The following is a 20,281-nucleotide window of genomic DNA, read 5'->3' on the forward strand; positions in this document are numbered from 1 at the left end:
ATTTTAGCGCTTGTGGCCATGTTTGGGGTGCCCGGAAATGTCCACTTCACCAAGCCAGATGCTTTCGCCCCGCTTTACGATATGGGCGCGCTTGCCCAGCGCCTTGAGGATGGCGGCGCGGAAAATGTGCATCTTGTCGATTTCGCCGTGGATCAGGAAGATCTGCTCAAGGCGGTGAAAATGCTTCATCCAGTCCAGCAGTTCGCGTTGGTCGGCGTGGGCCGAAAAGCCGTTGATGCTGACGATCTCGGCCTTGACGCGGATGTCTTCGTTATAAATGCGCACCCACTGCGCGCCCTCCACCAGCTTGCGACCCAGCGTGCCCTGCGCCTGATAGCCCACGAAAATGACGCTATTGTCCCTGTTCCACAGGCGGTGCTTGAGGTGGTGCAGGATGCGGCCGCCGTTGCACATGCCGCTGCCGGCGATGATGATGGCGCCGCGCTCGATGGCGTTGATGGCGCGCGAGGCGCTCACGTCTTCAGTGAACATGAGGTTGGGCAGGTCGAAGGCAACGCCGTTGCGCATGTGCTCGGTGCAGTGGCGGCTGAGCAGGTCTGGATAGCGGTCATACACACGAGTCGCACGCGTGGCCATGGGGGAGTCCACAAAAATGGCGCAGGGCGGTAGGCGGTGCTGACGCTCCAGATCGCGAAGGATGCACAGCACCTCCTGCGTGCGTTCGATGGCGAAGGAAGGAATGATGACATTGCCGCCGCGTTTCAGCGTGCGTGTGATGGTATCGCGGAACTCCTCGATGGAGTCCTTGATGGGACGGTGGTTGCGGTCGCCATAGGTGGACTCGATAAACAGCGCATCGGCTTCATGCACATGGTCGGGCGGCGGCAGGACGGGGTCGTTGCGGTTGCCCAGATCCCCGGAGAAGACGAGGGTTTTTGCGTCGGGGCCGTTTCCCACATGCAGCGAGATGGTCGCGGAACCAAGGATATGGCTGGCATTGCGGAAGGTGGCGGTGAGGAATTCGGTAAGTCTGACTGGCTTGTTGTAGTCTGCAAACTGCACGCTGACGGTTTCAAACAGATGGCGTACGTCCCGCTGCGTGTAGAGGGGGTTGGGGACCAAATCTGCCTCGCCGCGGCGCTGCGCCTTGCGCAGCTGGGTGCGGTAGTCTTCCTCCATCAGTTTGGCGCTGTCCAGCAGCACGATTTCCATCAGCTCCCACGTGGCGCGGGTGGTGATGATGCGTCCGTCAAAGCCCTGTTTTACCAGCAGGGGGATCCGGCCGACGTGATCCAGATGGGCATGGGTGACCAGCAGCAGCTTGATCTGCGCGGGATCAAAGCCGAAAGGCTGGTAGTTCAGTTCCTCGTTGAGGCCCTGAAACATGCCGCAGTCCACCAGCAGCTTGAAGTGAGAGGTTATTTCAAGCAAATGGCAGGAGCCGGTGACCGTTTCAGCCGCCCCGTGGGATATGAGTCGCATCAATTTTCCTCCGCTTTTTTCTCATTTTAGAGCAGAGGCGGAATGAGTGAGGGGGGGGGGAGAAAATAGAGTCACAAAAATGGCGCGCCCTAGAGGATTCGAACCTCTGACCTTTGCCTCCGGAGGGCAACGCTCTATCCAGCTGAGCTAAGGGCGCGTTAGGGGATGTGAAGCGGCGCTATTTTAGCGGATCGCGCCGCGTTTTTCAGATTTCAGGCGGACTTGCGACGCGCGAGCCAGTCGAGCAGGGGGCCGAGTAGCGGCAGGCGGCGGAAGTAGTATTCACCGCTGTCCCAGTAGTCCATCTGCGCACGCACCTTGCCGTTTTCGTCGAATAGCAGCTTGCTGATGACATTGCGGTGCTGCGGCTGCCCGCTGGTATCGGTATAGAACAGGCGCCATTCCACATAGCCGGTGTCGCCGCGGCCTGCGTGGGTGTGTACGCGCAGAGCAGCATTGGGGTGGTCGGCGAAGAGCTTGGCAAACACGTCTTCCACGTCCGCCAGGCCGCGCACTTCGTTGAACGGGTCCTTGAAATAGACGTTGCGCGCCATCACGTCATGCAATCCCTTGCGGAACTGTTGCGCATTGAGGTTATTGAGGGTGTCCACGTAGCGTTCCAGCGCGGTATGCAGCTGATCCGGGGTGAGTTTGGGCTGTGCCACATCCTGCTTGATCTGGTTCTTGAGCGCTTCGATATCCAGTTCCAGGTCGTTGTCGTGTTCCATGGTTATTCCTTCACGGGTGTCGGATAGGTGGGGTTGCGGTGGGTTTCCAGATAGAAGGGCACCTGTATCTGCTGCCCATCGGGCGTGTCGATGAGCACGGTCAGCTGCCACTGCATGGTGTCGTTGGTGCAGAAGGCCAGCATGCTTGAGCCGGTCCACACGTCATTGTTCTCCTGTTTCAGGGTGACGCGGTTATACCCCATGTACATGTTGAGTCCGCTGATATCCAGCGCCACCTGTTTGGCGGGGATGTTCCTGAGGCGGACTTCCACCTGCAACGGCTTGGCCACGGGAATTGGGCGGGGCGTAATGGCAAGAGTCACCGCCTGATCGCCGTGGGTGGCGGTGCAGGCCTGCTGGTGCAGGTTGCACGACTTGTCCAGCGGCCAGACAGTGGCGTTGTCGTTGTGGCTGCAGCCGGCGAGCAGCACCAGCAGACTCAGCAGAAAAATTACGCGTTTCATGGCAGACAGCGTAGCGCTGTTTAGTCCATGAAACAAGCAGGGAAAATCGATTGTCATGCTTTCTCAAGCAACCATTGGCGCACGGCTTCGGCATCCCCCTGAAAGGCTACGGGTTGCGGCTTGTTGGCCAGCTGGTAGTCGTACATGGGGTCGTAATAGTCGGTGAGAAGAAATGACACCCAGCTGCGGTGGGTCTGCACATCGTTGTGCTGCAGCTGCGCCTGCCAGGCGGACTCAAACATCGCCAGCAACTGTTTATGGCGCACGCCGCCAAGACGGCGCTGAATGCGTTGCATGCTGTCGAGAATATCCACACGCCACTTTTCCAGCCCCTGCTGCGGATCAGCCTGTAGATAGCGGGCCTGCGCCTGAGTGACGTATTCGTCCAGCGTGATATCGACTCGCTTTTCCAGCGGCGTTTCCAGAATGATCAGCTCTGCGCCTTCATACAGGCCGGCGTGAGTCTGTTCCGGCAGATAGAGCCGCCCGATATTGCGGCCTTCGTCTTCAAAGACAATCCACGGCGGCGCAGTCTCCAGCAAATTGATCAGATCGTAGCCTAGTGCATTTTCAAAGCTGATCTGCGTGGGCTGTGGCTCGATATGGCGGCCAAAGGCGGAACCGCGGTGATGGGCCAGTTTTTCCAGATCCAGCGCATGGGGTAGCTGGCGCAGCAGCAGCGTCTTGCCGCTGCCGGTGCGGCCGGCGAGCACATGGCGCGGCATTTGCTGCAATTGTGCGGGCAGCTGTTCGGTCAGCAGCTCCAGCAGATAGCGGCGAAAGGCCTTGTAGCCGCCCTTCAGGCGGGGAATGACGAGGCCTTCGTATTCATACAGCCAGCGCTGGGCGATTTCGGAGCGCTGCCCGCCGCGAAAGCAGTAGAGCAGCGCATCCGGATGAGCGCGGTAAAAGTCAGCCCAGGCTCGGATGCGCGGTCGGCGGACTTCTTCGTTGACCAGCTTGTGGCCCAGTTTCACCGCGGCTGCGTTGCCGTGCAGCTTGTAGCAGGTGCCCACGGCGGCACGCTCTTTGTCGGTCATCAGCGGCAGATTGACGGCGCCAGGAAAGGCGCCCGCCTTGAATTCCACTGGTGCACGCGTGTCGATCAGCGGGCGCCGTTCGCGCACGATGGTGGCAAAATCGTCCCACAGGGGCAGGGATGTGCTCATTTCACCACCACACGGGGCTCGCGGGCCTTAAGGGTGCGTCCAATGGGCTGCAGATCGAGTCCCTGTTCGCGGGCGACTTTCAAAAAGTCGGGGACCCCCTGTTCGCGCACCGCCACCAGCAGGCCGCCGGACGTCTGGGGATCGCAGAGGATGTATTTCTGCTCATCAGTCAGCTCGCCCACCTTGTGGCCATAGCTGGCGAAATTGCGCTGGGTGCCGCCGGGGGTGCAGCCCTGTGCCAAGTAATCCTTCACATGGGGCAGAATGGGCACGGCGTCGTAATCGATCTCGGCGGCCACATCGCTGCCCTCACACAGCTCCAGCAGATGACCGAGCAGGCCGAAGCCGGTGACATCGGTCATGGCGGTGACGTCGGGCAGTTGCGCAAAGGCGGCGCCGGCGCAGTTGAGGGTGCACATCTGCTCAATGGCCATTTCCAGATGCTCGGGCGCGATCTTTTTCTGCTTCTGTGCGGTAGTGAGGATGCCGATACCCAGCGGCTTGGTAAGGAACAGCTGACAGCCGGGCTCCGCAGTGTCGTTGCGGCGCAGCTTGTCGGTTTCCACCAAGCCGGTGACCGCAAGGCCGAAAATGGGCTCCGGTGCGTCGATGGAGTGGCCGCCCGCCAGCGGAATGCCCGCATTGGCGCAGGCCTGCCGGCCGCCTTCGATGACCTTCTGGCCCACTTCGGCGGGCAGCTTGTCGATGGGCCAGCCGAAAATGGCGATGGCCATCAGCGGCGTGCCGCCCATGGCGTAGATGTCTGAAATGGCGTTGGTGGCGGCAATCTGCCCGAACTTGAATGGGTCATCCACGATGGGCATGAAAAAATCGGTGGTGGAAAGCACCGCGGTGCCGTTGCCCAGGTCGAAGGCGGCGGCGTCGTCCTTGGTGTGGTTGCCCACCAGCAAGGCGTCGGGCACGCTGTGGGCCACTTCGGTCTTGAGCATGTCTTCCAGCAGGGCGGGGGAAATCTTGCAGCCGCAGCCGGCACCGTGGGAGTATTCGGTCAGTTTGATGGCATCCAGAGCGTTCATGGCGGTTCCTTGTTTTTTTGTCTATGGCGTATGCATAAAGATGGCGAACGGCTTATGCGCGAGCATTCAAGCCGCCCCATCATGCTGTTTTCCTTCAAATTATACGGGCTGGCAGCGTGGGCAGAAGAAGCTGCTGCGCTGTCCCAGCGTCAGGATTTGAATGGGCGTGCCGCAGCGGGGGCAGGGCTTGCCCGCGTGGCCATACACATTAAGTTGCTGGGCGAAGTAGCCGGGCTTGCCGTCGGGCTGGGTAAAGTCCTGCAGCGTGGTGCCACCCTGTTCAATGGCGCGAGCGAGCACCTGCTTGATGGTGGCTGCCAGCGTGTCCGTTTGCGCGGGTGTCAGGGTATTGGCAGGTGTGGCCGGGTGAATGCCGGCCAGAAAGAGCGCTTCATTGGCGTAGATATTGCCCACGCCCACCACGACTTTGCTGTCCATGATCAGCACCTTGATGGCGCGGCGGCTTTTCTGGCAGGCGGCGTAAAGGTGATCCCCGTTGAAGGCTTCGCTTAGTGGCTCCGGCCCCAGTTGGGATAGAAGGGGATGGGTCAATGGGTCGGTATCGAAGTGCACCAGCCAGGCGCCAAAGCGGCGCGGATCGGTGTAGCGCAGCAGGTGGCTATTATCCAGCAGCAGATCGATGTGATCGTGCTTCTGCGCGGGTGTGTCCTGTGGCAGCACGCGCAGGCTGCCGGACATGCCCAGGTGAATGAGCAGGTGACCCTTGTCGTTGCTGAGGATCAGATACTTGCTGCGGCGCTGGATGGTGTTGATGGGCGCGCCGCACCAGCGTTGCAGGGCGTCTGAATCCACCGGCCAGCGCAGTCTGGGCTGACGCACCACCGCCTTTTGCGGGGTGGCATGGCCAAGGGCAGGGGCAATGCCGCGGCGGGTGGTTTCGACTTCGGGCAGTTCTGGCATGGTTTTTTCTTTGCAATTGTTGCAGTTACGGGGTTGAATGACAAAAAATGATTCATATTAGTGTAAACTGAATTGTTTTAGGATTTCCCCGTTCGGCCGTTGCCTTGAATGGAGGGGGAAGGAAATGAGAAGTCAGCCACGTTTTACCATCGAACGCAGTGAAAATGGATTCAGTATCTATCGCGACGGGCAGGCGATTGCCACCTATGCCCGCGCCGATCAGGCCATCGAGGCGGTGCGTCAGTTCCGCGAGCGGCCTGCGCAGGCTCAGCAGGCCAATGTGCCACCGATGATTGCACAGATGAAGGCCCGTCTGGCGCAGCGCGCCTGATCCGTCCGAGGCGTCGGATCCCGGGCGCCGCTTCTTTCCTGTATCCCACCTTTTCCTTACCTTTTCTCCCGATACAAAAAAGCCCGACGGGTTGGTCGGGCTTTAAGGGGGAAATCAAGTATCGGGTTGGATTACTTGATTTTCGCTTCCTTGAAGATCACATGCTTGCGCACGACGGGATCGTATTTCTTGATCTCGAACTTGCCAGGCATGTTCTTCTTGTTCTTGGTAGTGGTGTAGAAGTAGCCGGTGCCGGCGCTTGATACCAGTTTAATTTTGTCACGCATGATAGGGCTCCTTAGATCTTCTCACCACGGGCACGCATTTCGGCCAGCACCGCATCGATGCCTTTCTTGTCGATAATGCGCATGCCGGCGCTGGACACACGCAGCTTCACGAAACGGTTTTCGCTCTCTACCCAGAAACGGTGCGTATGCAGGTTGGGCAGGAAACGGCGACGCGTCTTGCGGTGAGAGTGAGACACATTGTTACCTGTGACAGGGCGTTTTCCTGTAACTTGGCACACTCTTGACATGGTCGTAATCCTCTAAAAATTTCTCATCGCGCGCCGCACAGACGGGGCAATCCGGGCACGCCAAAAACGGAAAAAGGAATTATGCACAGGAATCGGGCGTGTTGCAAGGCTTTGTATTAAAAAGAAAGCGAGATGCCTGCGTATTGGTTGCTTGAGACGACTCAGACGGTGTGCAGCGGTTGTGATCGGGCTGCCACTGCATGAGCGTATCTGCGTCCATGGGGCGGGCGAAATAATAGCCCTGAAAGCAGTGCACACCCAGTTGGCGCGCCAGCACCAGCTGGTCGGCGGTTTCGACGCCTTCGATCAGCAGATAGGTGCCCATGCTGGTGGCCAGGTGGGCGATAGCACCGATTATGGCGGTGCTGAAATTGTCCGGCGCCAGCGCATCGGTTGAGTGACTTGTCGATCTTGATAATATCCGGGCGCAATCTGTTGAGTTTGGAGAATTCGTTGTGACTGTTGCCAAAGTCGTCAATGGCCAGCTTGAAGCCGAGCTGGCGCAGGCGTTCGAGGTTGCGGACCTGCACCGGCGTGTTTTCAAAGGCGGATTCAACAAGCCAGCGCAGCAGGTGGATCAATCCCGAAGAACACCTGATTAGGCGTCTTCATCCTCAAACATTTCCGAGGTCGGTTGTTCAACCGGGCGCCATAACTGGTTGTTGCAGTGTTTGGGGCCGTGTCGGCTCTTGCGTTGTTGTGCCAGTCTGTGGGCCTGTTTGGGGCGGGAGCCTTTCAGTCCTGTGTTGCGTCTTAATTCCCGACTGATGGTGGATGGATGTTGAGTTCACAGGCGATCGTTCTGATCCCTTTTCCTGTTATCTTCAGCGCCCAGAACTGGTATCTTTCCTCTTGGATCAGTCGTTGGTAGTCGGCCATTGCGCACCTCTTTCGTGGTGGTTAGAAGGCGCACAGTCCATGCTATCCCGGCTGGCCCTTCTTGTCACCTCAAGGTGTTGCACTGGCTAGTTGAATCCGTGTTTACAAAAACAATGACAGGAGTTAAAAATGAAAAGGATAGCGATAGCGATAGCCTTCCTACTGCTGGCGGAACTATTATATGCGGGCCCATATGAGAATGGTCTCAAGGCTTACGAGAATGGAAATTTCAAAGAAGCGGTAAAGTGGTTTAAAGAAGCCGCTGAACAGGGGCATGCCGAGGCGCAATACAAGCTGGGGCTTATGTACGATAATGGCCAGGGAGTGAGGCAGGACAAGTCGAAAGCGAAAATGCTTTTTGGGCAGGCCTGCGACAATGGCTTCCAACGCGGATGCGACGGTTACAGAATCCTGAACAAATAAGGCGTGCAATAAGGCTTTGCATTCTTTGCCAGGCTGAAAGACTAAAAAATCAAAAAAATTGTATAGCATTTATTTCAAAAACAGCCTAACGCACTATCGTTTATTGGCGGAGCGGAGATGTTGCCAACCATTCAAGCGATAGCAACCACTCTCCAAGCTCCGCCCCGTTCTCTCATGCCCCTAACAGGAAATCACAAAAACTCTTCCAAGGTGCATTTGGACAATATCTGTTCAGTATGCGCAATTATCACTCTGCACTCATCTTTTTCAAGATAGTACGTTTTACCGCTATCGATTGCAGTTATTGGTTGAATTCGCTTGTCCTCGACAAGCATGACGAACATGTCCTGCGGGCGTTGGAGGAAATGACGCTGTACTGCGTGTTCAATCCTGCCTTGACCGGCAAAGAGGTGCACAATGCGCAAGGCGCTTATGAACCGCCGCCGGTCCGCTGAACCGCGCTGTCAATAAGCAGTGAGTTGTCGCCGCCCTTGGTCCTGGATGGGGGGCGGCGTGTTTGCATTCCGGCTGCGGCCGGAATGCCACCAGCAGGGGGGACTCCTGAATTTTTCGCGCCGGATTTTTGAACATGCCCCGGTCGGGGGGAGGTTCTAGCTGGGCTGTCGGGGCTTTTGAGGCGTTCTCTTGCCCTTGTTTTTCAGGTCGCGGTGGCGGGTCTTGCGTTTCTGTTTTCCTTTTCCTGTGTCGCTCTTTTTCTGCGCCTTTTTTTTCTGCTTGAGGCGGCGCTTGTGCTCGCGCAGGCGCTCCTCAAAACTGGCGCCCTTGAGTTCCAAGCGGGGCACGCTGCTCACTGGCAGGGACTGGCCGGTGCGGTATTCGATGCGGTGTAAGTGGGGCAGCTCTTCGAATCGGCACAGGCTGAGCGCCACGCCCACATTCTGGCCCCGGCCAGTGCGACCAATGCGATGGATATACTGATCGGCACGGCGGGGCATGTCGAAGTTGATCACATGGGTGATGTCGGGTACATCGATGCCGCGCCCGGCCAGATCGGTGGCCACCAGTACCTTGAGCTTGCCCTGGCGGAAGGCGCTGATGCGCTCCAATCGCTTGGGCGCGGGCAGTTCGCCGTGGAGCACGCCGACGCGCTCGCCCTGCTCACGTAGCCATTTTGTAAGCGCTTCGGCGCCTTCGCGGGTGTTGGTGAAAATCAATGCCCGTTGGCAGGCCGGGTCGCGCAGCAGGGCGAGCGTCAGCGCCTGCTTGTGGGCAGTGTCGTTGGCGTGGATGACGCTCTGCTGCACCTGCTCGCTGGTGTCGTCGGGGCGGTTGAGGTCGATGCGCACCGGTTCGTCCAGCACCGCCTCGGCAAAGGTTTCGATGCCTTCACCGGCCAGGGTGGCGGAAAAGAGCGCGGCCTGAAACGCCTGCGGCATGGTTTCCACTATGGTCATGACGTCGGGGCCCAGCCCCATGTCCAGCATGCGGTCGGCCTCGTCGATGACCAGATACTCTACCCCGGAGAGGTCGAGGGCATCCTGTTCCAGCAGGGTGAGCAGGCGTCCCGGCGTGCTGACCAGCATGGGGGCATGGCGCGGGTCGTAATCCTGCAGGGCGACACCGCCGATGAGCAGCTGCGCCTTGAAGGGGATGAAGCGGCCCAGCTGGTGCAGGGTCTGCTGAATCTGCAGCGCCAGCTCGCGGGTGGGAGCGAGAAAGAGCATGCGCGTATGATTGCGTGGCTTAGGGTCGTCCAGCAGCTTCTGCAGCGCCGGCAGGGCGAAGGCGGCGGTTTTGCCGGTGCCGGTGGCGGCGCCGGCGAGCACATCGCGCCCTTCCAGCAGCGGCGGAATGGCCGCAGCTTGAATCGGCGTGGGACGGTGGAAGTGCAGCGTCTCCAGCGCTTCTAGCAGCGGTTCGTCGAGGCCGAGGTCTGCAAAGGTCATGGTCATTCGCTCACAATCTCGTAGCAGGGGGTGTATTCGCCGCCGATTTTCATGCGGCCGGATTTGATGATGTGACGCAGCAGGCGGTCCAATGCCTTGAGAATGGCTGGGTCGCCCTTGATCTGATAGGGGCCCTTTTTACGGATTTCCTGCATCCACGGCGCCTTGACATTGCCTGCGACGATGCCGGAGAAAGCCTTGCGCAGCTCGGCGGCCAGCAGGTGGGTGGGCAGGTCGCGGCTGAGCTTGAGGGCGGCCATGTTTTCATGTGTGGGCTCGAAGGGGCGCTGCAGCTCCGGCTCGATGTGCAGGCGCCAGTTGAAATAGTAGGCATCGGAGCTGTTGCGCCGGTCCTGCCGCACCGTTTCCATGGCCAGGCGCATTTCCCGTGCCACCTCGATGGGGTTGTCGGGGATGTAGTTGAGGTGCGCGCGGCCGTGCAGGCCGAGGGTGGTGTCGAGGAAGCGGAACACTTCTTCGAACCAGTCTTCCGCGCTGGCCGGGCCGGTAAGGATGACCGGCAGGGCAATATGTCGGTTGTCCGGATGCTGCAGAATGCTGATGAGGTAGAGGATCTCTTCCAGCGTGCCCACACCGCCGGGGAAGATGATGATGCCGTGTCCCAGACGCAGGAAGGCCTCCAGCCGCTTTTCAATGTCAGGCAGGATGCACAGCTCGGTGACCACGGGATTGGGGGGCTCGGCGGCGATAATGCCCGGTTCTGTGAGGCCGATAAAACGCCCATCGCTGATGCGCTGCTTGTGGTGCCCCACGCCGGCGCCCTTCATGGGGCCCTTCATCACACCAGGGCCGCAGCCGGTGCATACATCCAGCCCGCGCAGCCCCAGTTCGTAACCGGTGTATTTGCTGTATTCATACTCCTCGCGGCTGATGGAGTGGCCCCCCCAGCATACGGTGATATTGGGCAGGCGGTTGGGGATGAGCATTCTTGCGTTGCGCAGAATGTGGAACACGGCGTTTGTGATGCCCTCTGAACTGGAGAGATCAAAGCGTTTGCTTAGCAGAATGTCGTTGCGGGTGTAGACCAGGTCCCGCAGCACGGCAAACAGGTGGTGCTTGATGCCGGCCATCAGGTCGCCGTCCACCAGCGCCGTCTGCGGCGGGTTGGTGAGGATGATCTGCACGCCGCGACCACGCACGGTGACTTCTATGTCAAAATCCCTGTGGGCGTCGAGCAGCTCGAGGGTTTCGTCGGTTTCAGCGCCGGTGGAGAGCACCGCCAGCGCGCACTGGCGCACCAGTTCGTGCAGGCCGTTGTCGCTGGTGGTGGAGAGCTGCTCGGCCTCCTGCAGAGAGAGAATCTCCAGGGTACCTTCGGGGCGAATAATCAGTTTATCGATGGAGTGGGTCATGGGTTCTACGGAGCGTCCTCAGGGGCCTTATGAAGAAGGGTTTTTGCTGAGCCTCATTATATTGGCGCTGCTGGCGCTGGTGTGGCTGTTTGCGCCTTTCTGGGAGGCGCTGTTTCTGGCGGCGATTCTGGCCACGGCCACCTATCGGGGTTATGAACGCCTGCTTGCGCGGCTGCAGCGGGCAGAAGTCGCCGCGCTGGTGATGACGTTGTTGATGCTGTTTGCGGTGGTGCTGCCGCTGGCTTATCTGTTGGTGAAAGTGAGCGTGCAGGCCGGTTCCTTCTATGGGCAGGCGCAGAGCTGGCTGGCAGGGGGGGAGCCGCGCACCCTGCTGTCGCAGTTGATGCAGTGGTTGCCGCTGGATGAAGAAACCCAGCAGATGCTGCTGGCGCAGCTGCGCGACAAGGCGGGCATGCTGCTGGGGTGGGTGCAGACGGCTGTCGTCGGCACGATCAAGGTGCTGCTGGGCAGTACGGCGCACTTTTTCACCTTTATTGCGCTGGCCATGTTTGCGCTGTTTTTCTTCTACCGTGACGGGCAGGCGATTGCACGGCACGTGATGGTTCTCTCGCCGCTGGAAAACAGCCTCGATCGGCTGATGATCGACCGCTTTACCTCGCTTTCCACTGTGCTGGCGCTGTCGGTGGTGGGCGTGGCGCTGCTGCAGGGGCTATCGTTTGCACTGCTGGCGTGGTTGCTGGGCCTGCCGGGGCTGTTTATCGGCGTGGGTGTGGCGGTGGCATCCTTTATTCCCGTGGTGGGTGCCGCGCTGGTGTGGCTGCCGCTTGCGGTATGGCTGGCCACGCAGGGGCAGCTGCTTTCGGCGGCGGTTATCGCCGTATGGGGTGCGGCGGGGGCCGGTTTCCTGATCGATAACATCGCGCGGCCGTGGCTGATTGTGCAGATCAGCCGCCACCTGCCGCAGACGCAGGCGCTGGCAGTTTCAAGCCATACCTTTCTGACCGTGCTGTCCACCCTGGCGGGACTGATTCACTTTGGTGTGCTGGGGCTGTTTTTCGGGCCGGTGATCGCTGCCATGGCGATCACGGTGTTCGAGGTGTATGAAGCCAAGCACGGCGAGCGGCTGGATCGGCATTAGTCCAGGTTGGATTCCACGCGGTTGCGACCGTTGCGCTTGGCCTGATAGAGCAGTTTGTCCAGCCGCTGGGTAAAGTCGCGCAGACTTTCGCCAGGCTTGTGCTGGGCGACACCGATACTGATGGTTACATCGGGCAGATCCGAGGCGCGCATCAGATTCTGCACGCGTTGGCGCAGCGTATCTGCAAATTTGTGCGCTTCATTCAGGTGCATGCCTGGACACAGGATCATAAATTCCTCGCCGCCCCAGCGCACAAAGACATCCGTATTGCGGATGGTGTCCATGACGATATCCGCGATTTTGCGCAGCACGGCATCCCCCACGGTATGGCCGTAGGTGTCGTTGATCGCCTTGAAGTGATCCAGGTCGAACAGCATGGCGCACAGGGGTGCATCGTCAGACGCCAGCGCGGCCAGATGGCCAAAACGCCGTTCCAGACCGCGGCGGTTGAAGGCGCCGGTCAGCATGTCGCGCTCGGCGATCTCTTCCACATCTTCAGCATGCTTTTTCAGTCGCCAGCTGCGATAGCCAAACCAGAGCAGCAGCAGCGATGCGAGCCCAACGCCAATGGCTATCCATTGCCGGCAAATCCATGTGCGTTCGGTCAGCACGGTGTAGCGGGCCTGGATATTGGCCAGCTCATGAGGCGGGAAGCGCACGATGGCTTCGTTCAGTTGGGTGAGCAGCAAAGGCTCGCTTTTGGCAACGGCTATGCGAATGGGGTAGTCCAGGTTGGTGACGCCATTGATGACCAGCGTGTTCAGACCGGCGGTGGCAATCATGTTTTTCGCGACCGGACCGATGGCCAGCGCCGCGTCGGCCTGCTCGGTGGCCACGGCGAGAAAGGCCTGCTGGGTATTGTCCGTTTCTAGAATGTTGATGTCGGGGTAGCGCTTGCGCAGCAGCTCGATCAGCGCAGAGCCCTTCTGGCGCGCGATGGTTTTGCCACGCAGGGATGCCAGCCCGTTTACATACGGCTTACCAGCGCGGGTGACGATCAGAAATGGATAGCGCAAGTAAGGGCGCGTGAACAGCATGGTCTTGGTCCGCTCGGGGGTCTTGACCGCTTCCACCAGCAGCTTGCATTCGCCTTCCGAAAAGCGTTGCAGAGATTCTTGCCATGTGGCGGTGGGTACGTGCACCAGCTTGTATTGTGGCAGGAACTGTGCAAAGAGTCTGCGTGCAAATTCCGGGGCAATGCCGTCGGGCTGACCGAGCGGGGTGGTGTAGTCGATGGGCGGCCAGTTGGGGTCGTTGCAGAATGGCAGGGTGAGTTCCCCCTTGTGCGTGGTCTTCCAGTTTTCATGCCAGATCGCCTTGTGCAGTGGTAACACCGAGTCGGCCATGCCAGCGGCCACAAAAGACTCTGCCACCTGTTCAAGCAATTTTTGGTTTAGGCTGCCGATGGGGTAGAGATCCGGGAGAATGTGGGCCTGGGTGAGCAGAGATTCATACTCCAGCGCGCGCCGGCTCTTGTGCTGCGTATTCCAGCGCAGCATGATCTGATCAATGACGTCGGCCGGGTTCTGCAGTGCATACTGCCACCCCCTGTTGGTGGCGTCGATGAACTTGCGCACGATATCCGGGTGACGCAGGGCAAATTCCCGTGAGGTGGCCACGTTGACGTCCAGGCCGTCGATGCCGAACAGCTCGGGGCGGAGCAGGTGGTACTGCGCATTCTTTTCGGCAAGCAACTGCGGCTCGTTGGTGGTAAAGGCGGTAATGGCGTCTGCCTTGCCTGCCAGTAAAGCCTGCGGCTGATCTTCCGGCTGCATATAACGGATGTCTGCATGGATATTGAACAGCCGCAGCAGGGCTTCGAGCGTGGTGTGATCCAGGGCGCCGTTTTTTGTCCCGGCGATGACGCGACCGTTCAGGTCCAGTGGCGAGCGGATGTCTGCTCGGGTGAGAAAGACCAGTGCCGGTCGCTTGAAGTAGTTGGCCACCAGTACGATGGATTCGTCGTGCAGGGCGTCGTAAATCAGGTCGGAGTTGCTGACGACGAACTGAACCTTGCCGTCAGCCAGCTCGGGCAAAAAGCTGTGATCGGGGTGATGGCATTCGCGCAGGTGAACCTTGAGACCGGCCTGTTGGTAATAGCCCTGAGTAATGGCGGCATAAAAGCCGGCATATTGGAACTGATGCTTCCAGTTGAGCTGAACGGTCAGTTCGACGGTTGGCTGTGCCCATGCGCTTCGAACCAGAATCAGCAGCAGTAGTGTCAGGAGCAGGCGAATCGGCAGCATCACGCTACCTCGTGTCAGGGCGTAAATCCATTATACAAGTATGGAAAGATGATTGAAAACTCTAAAAAGGCGGGCAAGCTGTTCAGTTTTATTGAAAAAGGAATGGGTCATTGCGCTGCAGGCTGAACCAGTCTCGGTCTGTCACGATCAGATGGTCGAGCAGACGGATGCCCAGCAGCTCCAGTGCCTTGGAGAGGCGCTGGGTGAGTTGGCGGTCGGCCTCGCTGGGCGCTATCATCCCAGAAGGGTGATTATGCGCGACGATGACCGCAGCAGCATTGTGGCGCAGAGCGTTGCGCGCCACTTCCCGCGGATGCACGGCGGTTTCGGTGAGGGTGCCCCGAAAGAGGATCTCGTCTTCGATGAGGCGGTGCTGGGCATCCAGATAGAGGGCGGCAAAGGCTTCGTGATCACGCCCGCCCAGCAGGTGCTGGCAGTAGGCGCCGGCAGTTTCGGCCGAGTCGAAGGCCTGACCGGTCTGCAAGCGGTTGCGCAGGGTGCGCCGTGCCATTTCCAGCGTGGCCTGCAGCTGCACATATTTGGCCTGCCCCAGCCCCTTTGCCTCACAGAAGGTGTCGAGATCGGCTTGCATCAGTGCCGCCAGACTGCCGAAGTGATCGAGCAGCTGTTGCGCCAGTTCCACCGCACTGATACCGGTGACGCCGGTGCGCAGAAAAATGGCCAGCAGTTCGGCATCGGTGAGCGCTTCGGCGCCGTATCGCAGCAGCTTTTCTCGTGGCCGTTCCGAGGCCGGCCAGTCCTTGATTGCCATAGAGAGGTCCCATGGATAATAGTTTTGTTTGTGTTGTCTGATAGCCTTGGGTGTTTTTCTGTTCAGTCTATGCTGCTCGCTCATGGTTTCGGCGTCAAGTTGCTGTAGGGCTTGCATCGGGCGCGGCAGAACTCGCTACGTTCAAACAGCTGCCGCGCTGTTCCGCTGCATGCGCCAACAGCACCTAAGACGCCTCAACAAATCGCTGCGCGCATAGACTGAGCGCTATTAACTGAGGCTATTATCCGTGAGCGAAGGGGTTAATGATGTTTTCATTGCAAATGAAAGTGCGCGACTACGAGTGTGACGTGCAGGGTGTGGTCAACAATGCGCGCTATCTGCACTATTTTGAACATGCCCGCCACGAGTGGCTGCATGAAATGGGGATTGATTTTGCCAGCCTGGCAAAGGACGGCCTGCATCTGATGCTGCGGCGCGTGGAGGTGGACTATCGCCAGCCGCTGCGCCCGGGTGAGGTGTTTACCGTGCACAGCCGCCTGCTGAGCGGCGGGCGCGCCAAGGTGATTTTCGAGCAGTGGATCGAGCGGGATGGGAGCTTGTGTGTCAGCAGTCGCAGTGAAGCGGTGGTGGTGCGCAACGGCCGCCCACAGGCGTTTGGAAAACATCCGGAACTGGCGCTGCTGGTTGGTGTTGCTGAATAAAAAAAGAGGCCTGAGCCTCTTTTTTAATGGTGCCGCTGGGCGTGGTGTTCAGGCTACTTCGGCGTTCAGCGGGCGTCCACATACGCGGATGCGCTGCAGGGTGCCGATGATGTCCTGCGGCAGATCCGCCGGCAGGTCCACCGTGCTGTAGCTGGGCTCGATAGCGAGGTTGCGGATCAGCTTGCCGGGCAGGCCGGTTTCGTTGGCGATGGCGCCGATGATGTTGCCGGGCTTGGCCCCGTCGCGACGGCCCACCTTCAGGCGGTAGCGCTGCATGCCGGCGCTGGGCGCGCCCAGTTCACGGCGCGGTGCACGTTCGCGGCGATTCCCACGATCAAAATCCCGGTCGCGACTGCGTGACTCGCGGCTTTCGCGCATGGGTTTCTCTTCCATGAAGAAGGGTGTGTCGCCCTGCAGCAGCATGGCCAGACCCGCCGCCAGCTCGGTGGCCGGAATGTTGTGTTCGGCCTCGATGGACTCGATGATCTGCTGATAGAAGGCAATATCCTTCTGCTGTGCCGCTTCGATCACCTTGTCCTTGAAGCGGTCGATGCGCCCGGCGTTGATGTCGTCCACACTGGGCAGCGTCATCTGGGCCACTTTTTGTTTGGTGGTGCGCTCAATCATGCTCAGCAGGCGCTTTTCCCGCGGGGCGACAAACAGAATCGCCTTGCCGCTGCGTCCCGCACGGCCGGTGCGGCCGATACGGTGGGTATAGGATTCCGGATCGGTGGGGATGTCATAGTTGATGACATGGGTAATGCGTTTCACGTCCAGGCCGCGGGCGACCACATCGGTGGCCACCAGAATGTCGAACTTGCCCTTGCGGAACTGATCCACGATGCGCTCGCGGTTGTTCTGGGGAATGTCGCCATTGAGTGGAGCAGCGGAAAAGCCGCGCGCTTCCAGCTTTTCAGCCAGTTCCACCGTCGCCACTTTGGTGCGCACGAACACGATCATGCCGTCGAAGTCTTCCGCTTCGAGGATGCGGGTGAGTGCGTCCAGCTTGTGCACACCGCTGACCGGCCAGTACACCTGCTCGATGTTGGTGTTGGTCGTGGTCTTCTGCTTGATGATCACCTCTTCGGGATTCTGCAGATAGGTTTTGGCGATTCGGTGCACTTCCTTGGGCATGGTGGCCGAGAACAGGGCAATCTGACGCTCGTCCGGTACACGGTCCAGAATCCATTTCACGTCGTCGATAAAGCCCATGCGCAGCATTTCGTCGGCTTCGTCCAGCACCACTTGGCGAATCTGGTCCAGCTTGAGCGTGCCGCGCTCGATGTGGTCCATGACGCGCCCCGGCGTGCCGATGACCACCTGCGCACCGCGCTTGAGGCCGCGCAGCTGGGTAGAAAAGCTGGCGCCGCCGTAAATGGGCAGCACGTGCAGACCGGGAATATGGCGGGCAAAGGTCTGCAGCGCTTCGCTCACCTGAATGGCCAGCTCGCGGGTCGGGGTCAGAATCAGCGCCTGGGGTGCCTTTAGATCCGTGTCGATGTTATTGAGGATGGGCAGGGCAAAGGCGGCGGTTTTGCCGGTACCGGTCTGTGCCATGCCCAGCATGTCGCGGCCTTCCAGCAGGGCAGGGATGGCCTGCGCCTGGATGGCTGACGGGGTTTCAAAGCCGATTTCTTCCAGCGTTTGATTGATTTTGGGCTTCAGGCCCAGGTCGGAAAATTTGATGTCCGTATTCATGGAATGGTTCCTTATTTCACGCAGGCAAGGACGATCAGTGCCAATGGGGCACATGGATGCGGTGATTGCGAGCGATTTAAAAAATGTGCTCGCCACGCTCAGGTCTTAACTGCAGGAAATAACGGATCTGATACGGAGTGTGTCAGGCGGGTATTTCAGTGTGCGGCAGGCACGTCATGTTGTGGCAGATATTATAGGGATAAATCTTGCTTATTCAAGCGATTTATATGATTTATCCTTTTGCGCGCGCCTGCTGCATGTCCTCTTCATCGTAGATGTCGTTGTTGGCGAGGATGATGCGGTCGGTTTCCTCTTCGCTCAGCGCGCTGTTTTCGCAGTCCGCTTCGCCGAGGATATCTTCACGGATGCGCAGGGTCAGCTTCGCCAGCTCGTCCATGATGTCTTCGGTTTCGCGGGCATCCAGTTGGTGGTTTTCCAGGTGATGACGGTACCGGCTGAGAAACTGGTTGTACTGCTGCAGCACTTCCGGACTGGCAACGATGGCCAGTTTGTGGCTCAGCATGCGCATGCGCAGGGCTTCCTTGGGATCGGTGTGGCCGCGCGTGACCACGTCCTGGATGTGATCCAGCAGGGAAAAATAGATATTGGTTTTCAGGTCGAGCAGCTTGGTGCGCTCTTCCTTTTTCAGCTCGATTTCGGTCTGCTTGTTGAGCAGCAGGGCCGTCAGGGTGATGGTCACCAGCGTGCCCAGCACGATCAGCACCCACTCCTGACTGAAGGGGAACTGGTCCACCACATGATAGGCGTAGCGCAGCACCAGATAGCCGATAACGAAAATCGCCAGCGTCAGCAGGGCCCAGAACAGGGTTTCGTTACGGCTTTTCATGGGGTTGGCGGATCCTGCGCGTTAAAATAGCTGCATTCTAACAAAAGGCGCGTTGACGGCTGTGAACATTATTCTTGGCGTCACCGGCGGCATTGCCGCCTATAAGAGCATTCTGCTGCTGCGGCAGCTGACCGATGCAGGCTATAGCGTGCAGGTGGTGATGACTGAGGCGGCGCAGCAGTTCGTGGCACCGCTCACATTCCAGGCCCTCAGCGGCCGCGCCGTGCGCAGCGAATTGTTTGATGCCGCGGCAGAAAACGCCATGGACCATATCGCGCTGGCGCGCTGGGCGGATGCCATTGTGGTGGTCCCCGCCAGTGCCGACTTCATCGCCCGTCTGCGCGCCGGCATGGCCAACGATTTGCTCACCACCCTGTGTCTGGCCACGGAGGCACCCATCCTGCTGGCGCCAGCCATGAATCGGGTCATGTGGGCCAATCCGGCCACGCAGGAGAATGTGCAGGTGCTGCAGCAGCGCGGCGTGCACATTATTGCGCCGGAAAGCGGCCCGCAGGCGTGCGGCGAGGTGGGCGAGGGGCGTATGTCCGAGCCTGCAGCCATTTTCAGCGCTTTGGAAGGCATTTTGCAGGTGCCAAAAAAAACGGCCGCTGAAAAAGTCGGGGACCCCCCTTTCTGGGTGGGCAAAAGGGTGTTGATGACGGCCGGCCCTACCTTCGAGGCGGTGGACCCGGTGCGATTTATCGGCAATCGCAGCTCTGGAAAAATGGGCTTTGCGCTGGCGGAGGCTCTGGCGCAGGCCGGTGCGCAGGTGACGCTGATTGCCGGCCCCGTCTCCCTGCCCACACCGCCCGGCGTCGAGCGCATTGATGCGGAAAGCGCCGAGCAGATGCTGGAGGCGGTGCTTGCTCGACTGTCTGATACCGACATGTTCATTTCCACCGCCGCCGTGGCCGACTGGCGCGTGGCCAAGCCAGCGGAGCAGAAACTGAAAAAGCAATCCGGTCAAGACAGCATGACCCTGGAGCTGGTGCGCAACCCCGATATTGTCGCCACCGTGGCGCAGCACCCCGAGCGGCCCCGCTGGGTGGTGGGCTTTGCCGCCGAAACGGATAATCTGCTTGAGCACGCGCGCGAAAAATTGCAGCAAAAGGGGCTGGATATGATCGTCGCCAATCAGGTGGGTGACGGTCGCGCGTTTGGGCAGGCAGACAATGAGGCATGGCTGCTGCATCGCGATGGCCGCGAAACGCACTTCCCGTTGCGGCGCAAGGAGGCGCTGGCTGAGGCCCTGATTCAAACCATGGAGAACTGGCTGAATGATTCCAAAGATTGAATACAAGATTCTTGATCCTCGCATTGGCGACACCATTCCCCTGCCCAGCTATGCCACGCCCGGTTCTGCAGGGCTGGACCTGCGTGCGTGCATCAAGCAGCCGCTGGTATTGCATCCGGGGCAGACCGAGCTGGTGGGCACCGGGCTTGCGATCCATCTGGCCGATCCCGGGCTGGTAGGCATTGTGGTGCCGCGCTCCGGTTTGGGCTACAAGCACGGCATTGTGCTGGGCAATCTGGTGGGCGTGATCGATTCCGATTATCAGGGCGAGATCAAGATTCCCCTGTGGAACCGCTCCGACAAGCCCTACACCATCGAGGTGGGCGAGCGCATTGCCCAGTACATGATCATGCCGGTGCTGCAGGCCGTGCTGGAGGAAGTGGACGACTTCTCCAGCGACAGCGCCCGCGGTGCAGGCGGTTTCGGTTCCACTGGTAGTCATTGAGGAAACGG

22 protein-coding genes, 1 tRNA gene and 1 pseudogene are annotated in these 20,281 nt (G+C 59.5%); 7 read left to right on the plus strand and 17 right to left on the minus strand.

What is annotated here, in order from left to right; genetic code table 11:
• Window positions 1-3: 3 nt before the first annotated feature.
• The 7 genes from BUQ81_RS01380 to mutM all read right to left on the minus strand — a co-directional run bounded on the left by BUQ81_RS01380 (window position 4) and on the right by mutM (window position 5,762).
• Window positions 4-1,443: an MBL fold metallo-hydrolase RNA specificity domain-containing protein gene (locus BUQ81_RS01380; RefSeq protein WP_074200606.1), complete on the minus strand. Its 1,440-nt coding sequence runs from the start codon at window positions 1,441-1,443 to the stop codon at window positions 4-6.
• 80 nt (window positions 1,444-1,523) lie between these two features.
• Window positions 1,524-1,600 (minus strand) — tRNA-Arg (locus BUQ81_RS01385).
• 55 nt (window positions 1,601-1,655) lie between these two features.
• Complete coding sequence (locus BUQ81_RS01390; RefSeq protein WP_074200607.1) at window positions 1,656-2,171, minus strand: nuclear transport factor 2 family protein; 516 nt, start codon at window positions 2,169-2,171, stop codon at window positions 1,656-1,658.
• Between the two features lie 2 nt (window positions 2,172-2,173).
• Window positions 2,174-2,635 carry a lipoprotein gene (locus BUQ81_RS01395; RefSeq protein ID WP_074200608.1) on the minus strand — a complete coding sequence of 154 codons (462 nt, stop codon included), beginning with the start codon at window positions 2,633-2,635 and terminating at the stop codon, window positions 2,174-2,176.
• Window positions 2,636-2,688: 53 nt separating this feature from the next.
• Window positions 2,689-3,804, minus strand: a complete 1,116-nt coding sequence (gene mnmH / locus BUQ81_RS01400; protein ID WP_074200609.1) for a tRNA 2-selenouridine(34) synthase MnmH — start codon at window positions 3,802-3,804, stop codon at window positions 2,689-2,691.
• Entirely contained in the window at window positions 3,801-4,841 is a 1,041-nt protein-coding gene (selD, locus tag BUQ81_RS01405; RefSeq protein WP_074200610.1) for a selenide, water dikinase SelD, read from the minus strand. The genes mnmH and selD overlap by 4 nt, the downstream gene beginning before the upstream one ends.
• Window positions 4,842-4,940: 99 nt before the next feature.
• Window positions 4,941-5,762 (minus strand): bifunctional DNA-formamidopyrimidine glycosylase/DNA-(apurinic or apyrimidinic site) lyase, encoded by an 822-nt coding sequence (gene mutM / locus BUQ81_RS01410; protein ID WP_074200611.1) that lies wholly within the window; start codon window positions 5,760-5,762, stop codon window positions 4,941-4,943.
• A 124-nt stretch (window positions 5,763-5,886) separates the two neighbouring features.
• Here mutM and BUQ81_RS01415 point away from each other — a divergent pair, with 124 nt between their 5' ends.
• Entirely contained in the window at window positions 5,887-6,093 is a 207-nt protein-coding gene (locus BUQ81_RS01415) for a hypothetical protein (RefSeq protein ID WP_074200612.1), read from the plus strand.
• A 131-nt stretch (window positions 6,094-6,224) separates the two neighbouring features.
• Here the strand turns inward: BUQ81_RS01415 and rpmG are convergent, their stop codons facing one another.
• The 4 genes and pseudogenes from rpmG to BUQ81_RS08970 form a co-directional block, all read right to left on the minus strand.
• Complete coding sequence (gene rpmG / locus BUQ81_RS01420; RefSeq protein ID WP_074200613.1) at window positions 6,225-6,380, minus strand: 50S ribosomal protein L33; 156 nt, start codon at window positions 6,378-6,380, stop codon at window positions 6,225-6,227.
• Window positions 6,381-6,391: 11 nt separating this feature from the next.
• The gene (gene rpmB / locus BUQ81_RS01425; RefSeq protein WP_074200614.1) at window positions 6,392-6,628 is read right to left on the minus strand and encodes a 50S ribosomal protein L28; all 237 of its coding nucleotides are present in this window, start codon (window positions 6,626-6,628) and stop codon (window positions 6,392-6,394) included.
• 79 nt (window positions 6,629-6,707) lie between these two features.
• On the minus strand, window positions 6,708-7,106 hold the full coding sequence (locus BUQ81_RS01430; protein ID WP_084188173.1) for an EAL domain-containing protein: 399 nt from the start codon (window positions 7,104-7,106) through the stop codon (window positions 6,708-6,710).
• A pseudogene (locus BUQ81_RS08970) lies at window positions 7,084-7,158 on the minus strand (hypothetical protein); the annotation flags it as partial. The gene BUQ81_RS01430 and the pseudogene BUQ81_RS08970, both read right to left, overlap by 23 nt.
• Window positions 7,159-7,636: 478 nt before the next feature.
• Between BUQ81_RS08970 and BUQ81_RS01440 the strand changes: the two are divergent.
• Window positions 7,637-7,930, plus strand: coding sequence for a tetratricopeptide repeat protein (locus BUQ81_RS01440; protein WP_074200616.1), 294 nt, complete (start codon window positions 7,637-7,639; stop codon window positions 7,928-7,930).
• A 236-nt stretch (window positions 7,931-8,166) separates the two neighbouring features.
• On the plus strand, window positions 8,167-8,385 hold the full coding sequence (locus tag BUQ81_RS08915) for an ectoine synthase (protein WP_084188174.1): 219 nt from the start codon (window positions 8,167-8,169) through the stop codon (window positions 8,383-8,385).
• A 156-nt stretch (window positions 8,386-8,541) separates the two neighbouring features.
• Here BUQ81_RS08915 and BUQ81_RS01450 read toward each other — a convergent pair whose 3' ends face one another.
• Together BUQ81_RS01450 and ppnN are read right to left on the minus strand one after the other, a co-directional pair.
• On the minus strand, window positions 8,542-9,837 hold the full coding sequence (locus BUQ81_RS01450) for a DEAD/DEAH box helicase (RefSeq protein ID WP_084188175.1): 1,296 nt from the start codon (window positions 9,835-9,837) through the stop codon (window positions 8,542-8,544).
• A gap of 2 nt (window positions 9,838-9,839) precedes the next feature.
• Window positions 9,840-11,210, minus strand: a complete 1,371-nt coding sequence (gene ppnN, locus BUQ81_RS01455) for a nucleotide 5'-monophosphate nucleosidase PpnN (RefSeq protein ID WP_074200618.1) — start codon at window positions 11,208-11,210, stop codon at window positions 9,840-9,842.
• Between ppnN and BUQ81_RS01460 the strand changes: the two genes are divergently transcribed.
• Window positions 11,209-12,309, plus strand: coding sequence for an AI-2E family transporter (locus tag BUQ81_RS01460; RefSeq protein WP_074200619.1), 1,101 nt, complete (start codon window positions 11,209-11,211; stop codon window positions 12,307-12,309). The genes ppnN and BUQ81_RS01460 overlap by 2 nt on opposite strands.
• Here the strand turns inward: BUQ81_RS01460 and BUQ81_RS01465 are convergent.
• Both BUQ81_RS01465 and radC read right to left on the minus strand, forming a co-directional pair.
• Window positions 12,306-14,555, minus strand: coding sequence for a diguanylate cyclase (locus BUQ81_RS01465; protein ID WP_074200620.1), 2,250 nt, complete (start codon window positions 14,553-14,555; stop codon window positions 12,306-12,308). The two genes, BUQ81_RS01460 and BUQ81_RS01465, sit on opposite strands and share 4 nt — an antisense overlap.
• 88 nt (window positions 14,556-14,643) lie before the next feature.
• Window positions 14,644-15,327 (minus strand): RadC family protein, encoded by a 684-nt coding sequence (gene radC, locus BUQ81_RS01470; RefSeq protein WP_074200621.1) that lies wholly within the window; start codon window positions 15,325-15,327, stop codon window positions 14,644-14,646.
• A gap of 266 nt (window positions 15,328-15,593) precedes the next feature.
• On the opposite strand from radC, the gene BUQ81_RS01475 reads away from it, so the two are divergent.
• Complete coding sequence (locus BUQ81_RS01475; protein WP_074200622.1) at window positions 15,594-15,989, plus strand: acyl-CoA thioesterase; 396 nt, start codon at window positions 15,594-15,596, stop codon at window positions 15,987-15,989.
• 48 nt (window positions 15,990-16,037) lie between these two features.
• On the opposite strand, the gene BUQ81_RS01480 is transcribed toward BUQ81_RS01475, so the two are convergent.
• Both BUQ81_RS01480 and BUQ81_RS01485 read right to left on the minus strand, forming a co-directional pair.
• Window positions 16,038-17,687: a DEAD/DEAH box helicase gene (locus BUQ81_RS01480; RefSeq protein ID WP_074200623.1), complete on the minus strand. Its 1,650-nt coding sequence runs from the start codon at window positions 17,685-17,687 to the stop codon at window positions 16,038-16,040.
• Between the two features lie 232 nt (window positions 17,688-17,919).
• Complete coding sequence (locus tag BUQ81_RS01485) at window positions 17,920-18,534, minus strand: hypothetical protein (protein ID WP_074200624.1); 615 nt, start codon at window positions 18,532-18,534, stop codon at window positions 17,920-17,922.
• Window positions 18,535-18,595: 61 nt separating this feature from the next.
• On the opposite strand from BUQ81_RS01485, the gene coaBC reads away from it, so the two are divergent.
• Together coaBC and dut are read left to right on the plus strand one after the other, a co-directional pair.
• Window positions 18,596-19,828 (plus strand): bifunctional phosphopantothenoylcysteine decarboxylase/phosphopantothenate--cysteine ligase CoaBC, encoded by a 1,233-nt coding sequence (coaBC, locus tag BUQ81_RS01490; RefSeq protein ID WP_084188176.1) that lies wholly within the window; start codon window positions 18,596-18,598, stop codon window positions 19,826-19,828.
• Window positions 19,812-20,273: a dUTP diphosphatase gene (gene dut / locus BUQ81_RS01495; RefSeq protein WP_074200626.1), complete on the plus strand. Its 462-nt coding sequence runs from the start codon at window positions 19,812-19,814 to the stop codon at window positions 20,271-20,273. Before coaBC ends, dut begins: the two co-directional genes overlap by 17 nt.
• Window positions 20,274-20,281: the final 8 nt, after the last annotated feature.

This window comes from Sulfurivirga caldicuralii, from assembly GCF_900141795.1.
GTDB classification, from domain to species: Bacteria; Pseudomonadota; Gammaproteobacteria; order Thiomicrospirales; family Thiomicrospiraceae; genus Sulfurivirga; species Sulfurivirga caldicuralii.